Origin of the sequence: Arthrobacter sp. efr-133-TYG-118, from assembly GCF_030209755.1 — a bacterium.
In the GTDB taxonomy this organism is placed as follows: Bacteria; Actinomycetota; Actinomycetes; order Actinomycetales; family Micrococcaceae; genus Arthrobacter.
Genome location: NZ_JARVRH010000012.1, coordinates 254826 through 267137 on the forward strand (window position 1 = coordinate 254826; position 12312 = coordinate 267137).

Annotated in this window: 11 protein-coding genes; 3 read left to right on the forward strand and 8 right to left on the reverse strand. The window is 64.3% G+C overall.

Going from position 1 to position 12312, the window contains the following annotated elements; all coding sequences use genetic code 11:
* Positions 1-2: 2 nt before the first annotated feature.
* The 5 genes from QRN59_RS12075 to QRN59_RS12095 form a co-directional block, all read right to left on the reverse strand.
* Positions 3-1283 (reverse strand): FAD-dependent oxidoreductase, encoded by a 1281-nt coding sequence (locus tag QRN59_RS12075; protein ID WP_284982752.1) that lies wholly within the window; start codon positions 1281-1283, stop codon positions 3-5.
* Between the two features lie 192 nt (positions 1284-1475).
* Positions 1476-1736 (reverse strand): hypothetical protein, encoded by a 261-nt coding sequence (locus tag QRN59_RS12080; RefSeq protein ID WP_284982753.1) that lies wholly within the window; start codon positions 1734-1736, stop codon positions 1476-1478.
* Positions 1737-1940: 204 nt separating this feature from the next.
* Positions 1941-3965, reverse strand: a complete 2025-nt coding sequence (locus tag QRN59_RS12085) for a penicillin-binding transpeptidase domain-containing protein (protein WP_284982754.1) — start codon at positions 3963-3965, stop codon at positions 1941-1943.
* Between the two features lie 95 nt (positions 3966-4060).
* On the reverse strand, positions 4061-4720 hold the full coding sequence (locus QRN59_RS12090) for a response regulator (protein WP_284982755.1): 660 nt from the start codon (positions 4718-4720) through the stop codon (positions 4061-4063).
* On the reverse strand, positions 4717-6024 hold the full coding sequence (locus QRN59_RS12095; protein WP_284982756.1) for a sensor histidine kinase: 1308 nt from the start codon (positions 6022-6024) through the stop codon (positions 4717-4719). The genes QRN59_RS12090 and QRN59_RS12095 overlap by 4 nt, the downstream gene beginning before the upstream one ends.
* Before the next feature lie 193 nt (positions 6025-6217).
* Here QRN59_RS12095 and QRN59_RS12100 point away from each other — a divergent pair, with 193 nt between their 5' ends.
* Together QRN59_RS12100 and QRN59_RS12105 are read left to right on the forward strand one after the other, a co-directional pair.
* On the forward strand, positions 6218-7309 hold the full coding sequence (locus QRN59_RS12100) for an ABC transporter permease (RefSeq protein WP_284982758.1): 1092 nt from the start codon (positions 6218-6220) through the stop codon (positions 7307-7309).
* A 40-nt stretch (positions 7310-7349) separates the two neighbouring features.
* Positions 7350-8084 (forward strand): ABC transporter ATP-binding protein, encoded by a 735-nt coding sequence (locus tag QRN59_RS12105; protein WP_284982759.1) that lies wholly within the window; start codon positions 7350-7352, stop codon positions 8082-8084.
* Here the strand turns inward: QRN59_RS12105 and QRN59_RS12110 are convergent.
* Complete coding sequence (locus QRN59_RS12110) at positions 8045-8437, reverse strand: winged helix-turn-helix transcriptional regulator (RefSeq protein ID WP_284982760.1); 393 nt, start codon at positions 8435-8437, stop codon at positions 8045-8047. The two genes, QRN59_RS12105 and QRN59_RS12110, sit on opposite strands and share 40 nt — an antisense overlap.
* Positions 8438-8519: 82 nt before the next feature.
* Between QRN59_RS12110 and QRN59_RS12115 the strand changes: the two genes are divergently transcribed.
* On the forward strand, positions 8520-9125 hold the full coding sequence (locus QRN59_RS12115) for an NAD(P)-dependent oxidoreductase (RefSeq protein ID WP_284982761.1): 606 nt from the start codon (positions 8520-8522) through the stop codon (positions 9123-9125).
* Positions 9126-9260: 135 nt separating this feature from the next.
* On the opposite strand, the gene QRN59_RS12120 is transcribed toward QRN59_RS12115, so the two are convergent.
* Both QRN59_RS12120 and QRN59_RS12125 read right to left on the reverse strand, forming a co-directional pair.
* The gene (locus QRN59_RS12120; protein ID WP_284982762.1) at positions 9261-10706 is read right to left on the reverse strand and encodes a phytoene desaturase family protein; all 1446 of its coding nucleotides are present in this window, start codon (positions 10704-10706) and stop codon (positions 9261-9263) included.
* Positions 10699-12270: a glycosyltransferase family 87 protein gene (locus QRN59_RS12125; protein WP_284982763.1), complete on the reverse strand. Its 1572-nt coding sequence runs from the start codon at positions 12268-12270 to the stop codon at positions 10699-10701. Before QRN59_RS12125 ends, QRN59_RS12120 begins: the two co-directional genes overlap by 8 nt.
* Positions 12271-12312: the final 42 nt, after the last annotated feature.

Genomic DNA, 12312 nt, shown 5'->3' on the forward strand with positions numbered 1-12312 from the left:
GTTCACACCGGTTTCCGGTTCACGGCGGGCTTCCGGCGCGCAAAGTCCGGGGCGTGTTCCGGCCGCGGCCCGAAGGCGATCATGAGGGCTGGAAGTTTCCCGAACCAGGGAGCGTGGCGGACGACAAAGACCACGGGAGCCGGCGGGCCCACCAACTGCCCTTTCACTGCGGGGCCGAAGACGGCCTTCTGGATGAGGATCTGCATATTCTGGATCACCACGGTGGGAAACCAGCGCCGCTTCTGCACCGAAGCGAGATCCGCCTCGCCAAGGGTGCCCTGAAGCAATGGACGGGCGATGCGCTGGGCCGCGGCGACGGCGTCCTGAATGGCCAGGTTGATTCCGACGCCGCCTGCCGGAGACATGGCGTGGGCGGCGTCTCCGATCAGGAGGAGGCCTGGTTTGTGCCATGGCTTGATCCGGTTGAGCTTCACGTCGAGCAAATGCAGATCGTCCATGGACCTGATTTCATCCACGCGGTCCGCCAGGTCCGGGCGGATGCGAGCCACACGGGCACGGAAGCTCTCCACCCCGTCGGCACGCATTTGCGGGTCCTTGCCCTTCTCCGCGATGTAGCCGATCTGGTAGAAGTCCTTGCGGGTCAGGCTGAGGAGCACATCAGTGCCGGAGAAGCGGGGCATGATCGAGGCCAAACGTCCCTGTTCGTCCGCGCGCCGGGAGAGCCTGAACCACCACGCGTCGAACGGCACGGGGAACTCGCGGGGGACCAGTCCTGCCTTCTGCCGGAGCACCGAACTGCGGCCGTCGCATGCCACCGTCAACATCGCGCGAAGCTCACCCGTCCCGGTTTCCTTCCCCGACGCCGCGTCCCGGGTGCGGTACGCTACTCCGGCGACCTTCCCGCCGTCGTCGTACAACAAATCCGTGGCCTCAGTGTTCATCCGGAGCGTGAACTGCGGCTCTTGCTGTGCGGCGTCCACCAGGAAATTCAAGAGGTCCCACTGCGGAACCATGGCTACGTAATCGTAGGGTGGCTTGAGGCGATCGAAGTCGACGACGGTCACTTCCTTGCCGCCCGTGGGGAGTTTGAAATTGCCGAGCTTGCTTTGCGGCAAAGCCCGGAATCCCTCGCCCAGCCCAAGCTCATCCAGGAGTCGGATGGTGGAGGCATGGACGGTGTCGCCGCGGAAATCGCGCAGGAAGTCGGCATGTTTTTCGAGGACGGTGACCTCGACGCCGGCCCGGGCCAACAGGAGTCCGAGCATCACGCCAGCGGGGCCCCCGCCGGCGATGACACACGTGGTGCTTTCAGGCTGCTTCATGGCCTCTCCCGCGAGATGCAACTAATTCAACAAGCGTTGAATTAAGTGTGCGCCGGTCGGGAAGCGGTGTCCAGAGGGCGCCCATCCCCCCGGCGACGCTCGCTCACATATATCCCCCTTTCCGGCGACGCTCGCTCACATATCGAGCCGAAATTCTGCGCAGCTCAGCCTGCCGCCGTCAGGAATATTCCGTTACGGGCCGGTGCGGCCCGGGTACGGGGTGTGTGGCAAGTTCGCGATGATCGCTGCGAACAGGACAATGTAGGCAACGAAAAACAGGACCCACAAGATGAACAGGCCGATCCCCACCCAACCGAGGATCTTTCCTTCCTGAGCCGCTACCCCGAATCCCTCGGCTTTCTTCGCCTGCATGATGGCCAAGGGTCCGAAAACAACGCCCAATGAGAAGATTCCGATCACGCCGAACACGGCCGCCAGGCGCGCGTGCCTCATGCCCTCCATGTACCACTGAAACTGACCCATGCTCACAGGGCGTTGATCGGACGGTGGTGGATAAGCGGACTGAAATCCTTGCTGCGGCGTCGACATGGGTTCCCTCGTTGCTGTTGCTCTTTGCGTTACCTTCCAGCAGAAGGCGCGGCGTGACAGCCTGAGAATACGTCCATCCAGAGAACAAACACCAGCGGTCTGCGGGCCTCAGCCGGCCGCGGTCAGGAACGACTTGAGCAGGGGGCCGCTGGTTGTCGCGCCGAGCCCGCCGTCTTCCACGAACACTGCCACCGCCAGGTCTCCGTGCACTGCAACGATCCAGGCGTGCGTCTTGGGCGGGTTGTCGTTTCCGAATTCGGCCGTCCCGGTCTTGGCGCCCACCGGCGCCCCCGGCACCGACGCGAGAAAACCGGCGTGGCCGGACGTCACCACGGCCCTCATCATGTCGCCCAGAGCGGCTGCCTCCGCCGGGGTAACCGGCTTGTCGGACGCCGGCTCGTCGGACGCCGGCGCGGCGGGAGACGCTGGCGCGGCGGGAGACGCTGGCGCGGCGGGAGACGGCGACGACGACGACGCGCCGGACGCCGTCGGGGTGGCACCCGCGGACGGTGAGACTGCGCCGGGGTTCAGGACGAGTTGCGGCGACACGGGCGCGCCGTGGGACACCGAGGCGGCCATAATGGCCGCGGCGAGCGGGGAAAGCAACACTTTGCCCTGGCCGATCATCGAAGCTGCGTGCTCGGTGCCGTCAGCGTTTCCCGGCACCGAGCCCAGGAAGGCGTCGGCCCCCAACTTCGGGGCTTGGACGGCCAATCCCAATGAAGTTGCCGCAGATTCGAGCTGGGCTTGGCTGACCTTGTCCCGGGAACTGATGAAGGCCGTGTTGCACGAATGCGCAAATGCGTCCCGCAAAGCAACAGAGCCAAGCGACGACTCCGGATAACCTTCGGCGTTCTTGAAGGTCCGGCCGTCCACCGTAATTGTCGGCGTGCATTCCACCTTGGAATCCGGCGTCATTCCATTGCGGATCAAAGCGAGGGAATCAACGATCTTGAACGTGGAACCCGGCGCGTACTGGCCCAGCATTGCCGTGTTGTAGCCGTTGCTTCCGGGGCCTGAGGCCGCTGCGAGGACGGCGCCGGTGGAGGGGCGAAGCGCCACGATTGCCGAGGCCGGCCCAACGCCCGCCAAAGTGTCTTCAGCGAGCTGCTGCAAGCGCGGATCCAGGGTGGTCTTCAACGGATCGCCGGGCTTCGTATCGACCGAAAAAAGGACCCGTCGCGGATCCGGCTTTGCTGCCTTGATCTGGTCGTCGGTCATGCCTTGCGGCCGGGCTTTGATGGAGACTCCATCCTGGCCACGCAGCAGGCTGTCGTATTGTTCCTCCAGGCCGCCGGTCCCGACGACGTCTCCAGCCTTAAGGGCGCCCCCGGCCTTTTGGATCTGTTCGGCGCTTGCCTCGGCGACAGTACCCAACACAGCGCGGGCGAAGGTACGTGTCGGAGCCAAAGGCAGGGAATCAGGAATGCCTCGGGCACCCGGAATCGCAGCAATCTGCTGGTCCGTGATCGTCCGGCCGTCCTGACGCAGGGTGATGGCACTGACGAAAGCCTGCGGGCCGGACGCCTGGACCTGTTTCACATACGCGGCTTCGTCCACGCCGAGCAATTGCGCGAGCTTCGCCGCCGAAGCTGCAGGATCCGCGGATCCGATCGTGGTCTTGTCGATGCCGACGTAAACCACGGGACGGTAGCTGATCAATTTAGCGTCCCCGGCACCAAGGATTTCTGCTCTGGCCGGAGGAGTGACCGTTTTGTCCAGGACTTCGCCGTCCTTCAGGTCCGGCTCCAGGAGCGCCGGATTCCATTGGACGGCCCATTTGTCGCCAGATTTCTTCAGCGCAGCCTGGGAGGTGTACCTCCACTCCGTGGTTCCGACCTTCCACGTGAAGTTGAGCGGGACCGACGCTTTGTCGCCGTCGAGCTTCACCGCGCCGCTTTCAACGGAAGGCTTGACAGGATCCAGGGCCGCAAATACCGACTTGAGCTGCTCATTTGCCGCCGCGGCATCCTTGCCGTCAAGGGCGAGCGATCCGACGTCGAGCGCTGCGAGGGACGAGGCGAGCCGCTTGGCCGCGCCCTCCGCCCCGGAGCGGCCGTCATCACAAGCGGACAGCGAGCCGACAATCATCAGGGCGGCAAGCCCCAGGACAAGATTCTTGGTTTTCCCCATTTGCGCCATTATGCCTTCTTGGGCCGACAGGAATGATACAAGTCACAGCACGTTGCGCTTTTGTGGTGGTTCCGGCGCTCGGTTAGACGCGAATGCTATTGGTTCCGGATAATCCTGCGCTGGGTTGCCACCGCGATGGCCGCCGTCCGGTTGTCGACGCCTAGCTTGCCGTAAATGTGCACCAAATGGGTCTTGACTGTGGCCTCGGAAATGAAGAGTTGCTTCGCCATCGCACGGTTGCTCATCCCGGTGGCGAGGAGCTCCACGAGTTGGACTTCACGCGCACTCAGGGCGTGCACCGGATTCCGGATCCGTCCCATGAGCCGCGCGGCAACCTCGGGCGCAAGGGCCGTCTGACCCGCTGCGGCGGACACCACGGCCTGCCGGATTTGCTCGGGTGGCGCGTCTTTGAGCATGTATCCGCTGGCACCGGCTTCTACTGCGGCGAGGATGTCGGCGTCGTTGTCGTACGTGGTCAGGATCCGGACCGGCGGTGGGGGAGTTCCGGCTTCACCGGCTTTGATCTTGCCGGTGGCGGTGACGCCGTCCATCCCAGGACCCATTTGCAAGTCCATGAGGACCACGTCCACGGGTTCGCCAAGGGTGTGGAGCTTCGACAGTTCCGCCAATGCGGCGCCGCCGTCGGCCGCTTCCGCCACCACTTGGACGCCTTCGAAGTCGGCAAGCATGGCGCGGAGTCCCGCCCGGACCACGGGATGATCATCAACGAGCAAGACCCTGATGTTGTTGTTCATGGGGACGCCTCCGAAGCCGGGTTGCCAGTACCCAACGGCAGCCGGATTGCCACCACGGTCCCTTCACCGGGAGCCGACTCGACCTCGAGCGTTCCTTTCAGGGCAGCGAGCCGCTCGCGCAGGCTTTTGAGCCCGACGCCGGTTCCGTCACCGCGGGTTGCCGCGGCAGCGGCCGCTGCGGGATTGAAGCCCGCGCCGTCGTCGAACACGTCCATGGTCACCTCGGCGTCCAGGAAGGACAGGGTGACGACGGCTGTGCTCGCCTGGGCATGCGCCCACACGTTCGCCAGTGAAGACTGAGCCGCGCGCAACAAGGTGGTCTGGTAAGGGTTGGGAAGCGCCACCGGCGTGCCCTGGAGCTCGAAGCGGCAACGCAACGTGGCTCCACGTGCGGCGGCCTCGGCCTCGGTCTTGGTGCACAGGCGCCGCAGGGTGTCTGCCAGGGTGGATTCGGCCAGCTCCGGGGACCCGAGTCCGCGGACAAAATTGCGGGCCTCCGCCAGGTTGCCGGCTGCTGTCTCCCGGACTGTCCTGAGGCGGTCCCGGGCCGCAGCGTTGTCACCGGCGTTGAGGGCCTTCTCCGCCGAACGCCCCATCAGGACGATGCTTGAGAATCCCTGCGCCAGGGTGTCGTGGATTTCGCGGGCGAGTCTTTCGCGCTCAGCCAGCACGCCGGCGTCGTGCTGGCTGCGTGACAGCTCGGCCCGGGTGCGGCGCAATTCCTCAGCGGCGAGTCGTTGGTTCTCCGCCTCGACGTACAGCGCCCGATACGCCAGGCCGGTGACAACCGCGAAGGCGGCCCCGAAAACAGGCCCGAGGACCATGGCAAGTTGCAAGGCATCCGCCCCCGCACCACGGTTATGGAACCACATGGCCGCGATCAGGAGTACGGTGCTGGCAGCTATGGCGGGCAGGGCGAAGCGCCGGGGCAAGACATGCAGTTGCAGGAAGAACAACGGGAAAGCTATCCAAGCGAAGTCCGGACTGATGAGCATGAGCAACAGCCACAGGAAACCAACGACGGCGAGCCACCAGCGAGCGTAAGGCTGCGGGTCGAAGCGCTCTGGATTGCCGGCGTGCCTTTTTTCGAGAACCGTCCCCGCAAGGTAGACAACGGCCAGTAGCAGCGCAAGACCGAGGCCTGCCCCGGTGGCGAAAGGGGAAAGTCCCGCGACCGCAAGCCTGATGACTGCCACCAAGAGAAGCACAGCGAAACCGACGTGCAGGCTGACGCGCAAGACGCGCAAAATCACGGCGGAGCCGCTGGGCTGCGTGGTGGCTTGCGGCGAATCGTCTCCCTGCATGCCCTCCAGCGTAGCCTCGCCCGCCGACACTTTGCCCCGATTGCGTGGCATTCGGGCCCAATCAGCCAAACGGTTGATCCGCGGGTCAACCAAGACGATCGGATCAGTCCATCCACTTCCCGATGCTTCACGCGCCGACTACCCGGAGAGTTGAAACAAGACTAGAAGATCGCCTCCGAACCAAAGGAATTCCATGTTTCTCGCCTTGCGCGACATCCGCTTCGCCAAGGGCCGCTTCGCCCTCATGGGAAGCGTCGTCGCCCTCATCACACTCCTCCTCGTCATGCTCTCCGGGCTTACGGCTGGCCTCGGCAACCAGTCGACGTCGGCCATTGCAGGCCTTCCGGCGCAGCAAATCGCATTCGGCGCGCCCGCTGGGGGCCAGGCCAAGGCGTCTTATACGGAATCGGAAGTCTCCAAGCAACAGCTCGAGGCTTGGCGGAACCGGCCGGGTGTTGCTTCTGCCGAAGCCGTCGGTATCAGCCAGACGCGGTTCCAGTCCCTCGATTCCTCCAATAATGCTTCGGGCACTGCCAACGTCGCGGTCTTCGGGGCCGACGGCGGCATCTCGTCGGTGGCGGTCAAGGAAGGCGAGGTGGTGGTCGGGGAGTCCTTGGCAAAGGAACTCTCGCTGCGTACCGGGAGTCGGGTGACCGTGGGCGGTACCGCCCTGACGGTTTCCGCCGTTACCCAGGACGAGTGGTACTCCCACACAGGAGTCGTCTGGACCTCCCTGGCTACATGGCAGAAGCTCGCACATATTCCTGCCGGGGCATCCATCGGAACGGTTCTCGCGGTGAGGTACGACGCCGGAGCCTCCGTGGACCTCGACGCCGCCAATGCGGCGGCCGGCACTGTCAGTGCCACCCCGAGTGGCTCGTTCCAGGCCCTCGGCTCCTACAAGAGCGAAAACGGCTCCCTCATGCTGATGCAGGCTTTCCTCTACGGCATCTCGGCCCTTGTCATCGTGGCCTTCCTGACCGTCTGGACTGTTCAGCGCACACGCGACATCGCGGTGCTGAAGGCCATGGGTGCCTCATCCGGTTACGTGGTGCGGGACGCGCTGGTCCAAGCGGGAATAGTCTTGCTCGCCGGGGCGGGACTGGGTGGCGGCCTTGGCGTGTTGGGCGGCTTCTTCGCTGCCAAGGCGGCCCCGTTCCTAGTAACTCCGCTGACTACGCTCGTCCCGATTGCCGGGATCGTGATCCTCGGCCTTGGCGGTGCAGCGGTTGCCGTACGCAGCATCACCCGAGTGGATCCGCTGATCGCCCTCGGCGGCAACTAGGTCATCTCCGAACACTTAATATTCCACGAAAGGCATATCAATGAATCCCATGCTCAACCTCGTCAACGTCACCCTGGAGTACCCGGACGGAGACTCCACCCTCAAGGCCCTAGACACCGTGGATCTCCGGGTGGACGCCGGCGAATTCTTTTCCCTGGTGGGCCCGTCCGGCTCAGGGAAGTCGTCGCTTCTGGCCGTGGCGGCAACACTCGTCCGGCCGAGTTCCGGGCTCGTCCTCATCGACGGCATGGATGCCACAGGACTCAAGGACCCCGAGCTTACTTCCTTGCGTCGGCAGAAGGTGGGCATCATCTTCCAGCAAGCTAATCTGCTGCCTTCCCTGGCCGCCGTCGAGCAGCTGATCATCGGCGACCTTTTCCGGGGGAAGCCAGCCGCCACGGCACGCAAACGCGCCACGGAACTGCTCGACGTCGTCGGGCTCGGGCCTTCGCTCAACAAGCGACCGCACCAGCTCTCCGGAGGCCAGCGGCAGCGCGTGAACATCGCGAGGGCGCTCATGGGACAGCCCCGGGTACTGCTCGTCGACGAGCCAACGGCAGCTTTGGATCACGAGCGCAGCGAATCGATCGTGCGGTTGCTGCGACGGGTCACGGACGAATTCGCGACGGCGACCGTCATGGTCACGCACGACACCGAGTTCCTGCCGCTCACCGACTCCGTCGCAACCATGCGGGACGGGCGCCTCGGTTTGGGCGTACCCGTCGGCGGGAAGGGTCATCCCCCAATGAAGGCCTCGTCCTGGGCATCGTCATAGGCGTCGCGGGCCTTGAGAATGCTGGGCACGTGGTCCTCCGCCCAGAGACGCAAAAGGGTCAGCGGCTCCAGCAAGGAAGCTCCAAGCTCGGTCAGTTCATAGTCGACGCGCGGGGGCACCTGCGCGTGGACAGTCCGGGTGATGAGACCATCGCGCTCCAGGGTGCGAAGGGTCTGGGTCAGCACCTTGGGCGTCACCACGTGGACCATCTTGCGAAGCTCGGAGAAGCGGATAGGGCCGTCCGCGAGGACCTGGACCACCAACGAGGCCCATTTGTCGCCGATGCGCTGAAAGATCACGCGCGACGGGCAATCAGGGTCGAGGACGTTTGCTGGCAGATCCTTGGTATCCATGAGGTAACTGAGTTCCTTTGAAGCTATCAGTATCAATTAGATACTGTTTTCATATCGCAAGGATAGCAACCCAAGGAGAGTCATGAAAATCGCAGTTTACGGCGCAACGGGCATGGTCGGAAGCCAGATCGTCAACGAATCCCTCACCCGCGGCCACGAAGTCACCGCCATCTCCCGCAAGGGCTCAGAGGTTGCTGGAGCGAAGGCCCTCGCCGCCGATCTCGCTGATGGCCAGCGCTTCGCGCAGGTCGCCAAAGAGCACGACGCCGTCATCCTCGCCACCGGCCCGAGCCGCACCGGCGGTGACCACGGAGAGTGGCTTGCGGCCATGGATTCCGCCTACAGCAACGCAGAAGGCACGCGCCTCATGATCGTCGGCGGCGCAGGCACGCTGGAGATCGACGGCGTCCGCCTCCTCGATTCGCCCGACTTCCCGGAGGCCTACTTGGCCGAGGCAACCACCGCGGCCACGGCTTTCGCCGCCGTCAAGGAAGCTCCCGAGAACCTGGACTGGACCGTACTCGCACCCGCGCCTGTCATCCAGCCGGGTGAGCGCACGGGAATCTACTCCACTGCCAAGGATTCTCCAGCCGGCAACACCATCTCCACCCAGGACTACGCCGTCGCCATGCTGGACGAGATCGAAACTCCGGCCCACCGCCGCGCCCGCTTCACGGCAGCCAACTAATCCAACGCCCGCTCACATCTGAGGGCCCATTTCCGGACGCCCGCTCACATCTGAGGGAAAACAACGGATCGCTCGTGCAGATCATTTGCAGGAGCGATCCGTCGGTTGGGCACAAAGGTGAGCGAGCGTCGGGGGTTATGTGTCCAGGCCAAGCCCGGGTAGCCGCAGTCCGAACATGTCCTTCAAGGCATATTTAGCAGCGTGGTACCCGGGCATTCCCGTCACTCCGGGCCCCGGGGGCGTGGACGATGAGCACAGGTACACGCCCGGAAGCGGGGTCCGCCACGGTACCGGGGAGAGCACGGGGCGCTGCACCAGCCCTCGAATGTCCATGATCCCCGCGCTGAAATCGCCGCCCTGATAGTTGGCGTTGTAGTCGGCCAAGCCTGCCGCCGTCGTCGTTTTCCAGCCCACCACCACATCGCGGAATCCCGGCGCGAATTCCTCGATCCTGGAGATGACCGCTCCGGCCATGTCCACCGTCGATCCTTTGGGAACGTGGCAATAGGACCAGAGAATGTGCCGCCCAGCGGGAGCGCGCCCGGGATCCACAATGGATGGCTGGGCCACCAGGACGTACGGCTTCGCGGGATGCCGGCCCGCAGCTACCAGGTTTTCGGCCTCGGCCATGACGGCACGCGTGCCGCCCACGTGCACGGTCCCGGCGCCGGCCAGCCCCGGAGCTGCCCAAGGCACCGGCCCGGACAGGATGAAATCCACCTTGCACGCTGCATTCCCGAAACGGAATGTTTCCAGCGACCGCCTATAGCGATCAGGAAGCGCCGTACCCGACATACGCAGCAGTCCAGGCGGCGCAACGTCCAGCAAGATCGCCTTCGCGGGCCGGAGCTCTTCCAGGGAATCGATCTGCGCGCCGGTCTCAATCACTCCACCGTGGGCTTCGATATCCCGAACCATGGCCTCCGCCATTGCCACAGAGCCACCAACGGGAATAGGCCACCCTCCAGCATGGGCCAACGCACCCAGAAGGAGTCCAGCCCCCGCCGCGGTGAGCGAAGGCAGGGGAGCCACAGCGTGTGCCGCGACCCCCGTCAAGAGAGCGGGAGCCGCATCCCCGGTGAAGCGCCGGTTCCACCACGGCGAACCCTGCTCCAGGGTCGCCAAGCCCAGTCGTAACGCCGCCACCGGATCCGCCGGCATCCGCATCAGTTGGTTCTGCGTGACGTCCAGCACTCCGCCGATCCGCTCCACCAGCGGTCCTATCAAGCGGACAAACGCAGCTCCGTCGGCCCCGAGTTCAGAAGCGGTCCGCTCCAGTGAGCGGTACGCAAGGGCTGCCCTGCCGCCGTCGAGCGGAGTTCCGTATTGGACTTCCGGCAAACGCAGCTCCACGCGCCGCTCAAGTTCAAAATCCCGGAAGAAACGCGAAGCCAAGGCCATCGGATGGACCGCGGAACACACGTCGTAGGCGTGCCCCGGTTCCAGCAGTTCAGCTGTCCGTGTTCCGCCACCGACCGTCTCGGCGGCCTCGTACACCCGCACAGCCAGGCCCGCGCGGGCCATGACTACTGCGGCGGCCAAGCCGTTCGGTCCGGAGCCGACGACGGCGACCTCAGCCATCGCGTTCGGCCTCGCCGTGCCTAGAGGGCACTGAGTCGTGGGAAGGTTTGGATGTGTCGAGCCTGGATTGAGCATCGAGGCCGGACCGCTCCTCCACGGAGTTCGAGGCAACGCGCCGCCAGGGCAGCACCGATGCCGCCGGACTCTTGAGGTCTATCCGGAACCAATCCTTGGCCCCGTTGAACACACCACCGTGAGGGTCGTCCGCACCCTGGACCCGGAGGGGATCCAGATGGGGTTCCCAGATATCCCACGCGACCCTCAACATCAAATATGCCGTTGCGGCCATATGTAGCGTTACTGCCATGACGTAGTACGGCATATCGATGTTGTTCTGTGCGGCCCCGCCGCTGCTCGCCTGGCCCAGATACATCCACGTGGCGGTCCAATGCAACGCCTCGGCGGCCTGCCAGAGCAGGAAGTCGCGCCAGCGGGGTCTGGCCAAAGCGAGCAACGGGACTAGCCAGAGCACATATTGGGGCGAATAGACCTTATTGCTCAGGATGAAGGCCGCCACAATCAGAAACGTCAACTGGGCCAGTCGCGGGCGCCGTGGCGCTGTCAACGCCAATCCAGCAATCAAAACGCAGGCAACGAGGAACATGTCCATGGCCAGGGCATTGATGGCTTCGGGGCCAAGCTGGACGAGTTGAAGCCGTTCTGCAACGAGGTTGTAGGCGAACCACGGCGAGCTATATCCAGCAGGGCGATCACGGGTGTAGTCGAAAAAGTAGCGCCAACCGGCCGGGTTGACGGCTGCGATCGGGACATTGACCGCCAGCCAGGCTACCGTGGCGGACGGGGTGGTCACAAAGAGGACCCGCAGCCGGCCGCTGCGTAGCGCGAGTAGAAAAACTGCGCCCAGTACGAGCAGCGGGTAGAGCTTGGTGGCCGTCCCCAAACCGATGAACAGACCGGCCAGGACGGGACGTTCCTTTGCGAAGAAGTACATCCCCACCGCGAGCAGGGCCACGGCCCACATGTCCCAATTGATGACTCCCGCCAGCACAATTCCGGGCGCCAGGGCCACCATGGCCGCGTCCCAAGGCCGGCGCCGATTGATGCGCGCGGTGGCCAAAACCACCACGATCCACACGGCCGCAATCAGGGTGGCATTCACATCGAAATAGCCAAGGATCCGTTCGGGGCTGTCGCCGTGCCCTGGTACAAGCCATGCAGTGACACCCGCTATGAGCCCCGTGATCACGGGATATTCGAAGAGGGCTTTCTGGTCGAAGAGCGGAAACACTCCATCCGCAAGGCCGCGGCTGCTGAAAAGTTCAGGGAAATCCGAGTAGCAGGTGGCGTAGAACTGCTGGGGAGTGTGCCAGCCGTTGACGCGGCAATAGCCCTTGATCATGATCGACAGGAGTGCCGCAACGATCGTGAGGATGATCAGGACCCGTTCAACGGTGAAGAATCCAGGAGAAATGGCCCCCGGAGAGGACCGCCGCCCGAGGGGTCCTCCGATCAACTCGGTGAGGTTCGAGAGCAAGGAATCACTACGGCTGGGAACCACAAAGCGAGCACGCTTTTCCTGGCTGTGCGGCTTCGTCTCCTGCATGGAATCGAGCTTACCTTCCCCTTAAGGCCCCGCATTAAAAGG

What these genes read in the sequence shown, in the direction of transcription:
- QRN59_RS12090 (WP_284982755.1), bottom strand. Translation starts at nt 4,720, where the DNA reads ATGAACAACAACATCAGGGTCTTGCTCGTTGATGATCATCCCGTGGTC.
- QRN59_RS12085 (WP_284982754.1), bottom strand. Translation starts at nt 3,965, where the DNA reads ATGGGGAAAACCAAGAATCTTGTCCTGGGGCTTGCCGCCCTGATGATT.
- QRN59_RS12110 (WP_284982760.1), bottom strand. Translation starts at nt 8,437, where the DNA reads ATGGATACCAAGGATCTGCCAGCAAACGTCCTCGACCCTGATTGCCCG.
- QRN59_RS12105 (WP_284982759.1), top strand. Translation starts at nt 7,350, where the DNA reads ATGAATCCCATGCTCAACCTCGTCAACGTCACCCTGGAGTACCCGGAC.
- QRN59_RS12120 (WP_284982762.1), bottom strand. Translation starts at nt 10,706, where the DNA reads ATGGCTGAGGTCGCCGTCGTCGGCTCCGGACCGAACGGCTTGGCCGCC.
- QRN59_RS12080 (WP_284982753.1), bottom strand. Translation starts at nt 1,736, where the DNA reads ATGAGGCACGCGCGCCTGGCGGCCGTGTTCGGCGTGATCGGAATCTTC.
- QRN59_RS12075 (WP_284982752.1), bottom strand. Translation starts at nt 1,283, where the DNA reads ATGAAGCAGCCTGAAAGCACCACGTGTGTCATCGCCGGCGGGGGCCCC.
- QRN59_RS12125 (WP_284982763.1), bottom strand. Translation starts at nt 12,270, where the DNA reads ATGCAGGAGACGAAGCCGCACAGCCAGGAAAAGCGTGCTCGCTTTGTG.
- QRN59_RS12095 (WP_284982756.1), bottom strand. Translation starts at nt 6,024, where the DNA reads ATGCAGGGAGACGATTCGCCGCAAGCCACCACGCAGCCCAGCGGCTCC.
- QRN59_RS12100 (WP_284982758.1), top strand. Translation starts at nt 6,218, where the DNA reads ATGTTTCTCGCCTTGCGCGACATCCGCTTCGCCAAGGGCCGCTTCGCC.
- QRN59_RS12115 (WP_284982761.1), top strand. Translation starts at nt 8,520, where the DNA reads ATGAAAATCGCAGTTTACGGCGCAACGGGCATGGTCGGAAGCCAGATC.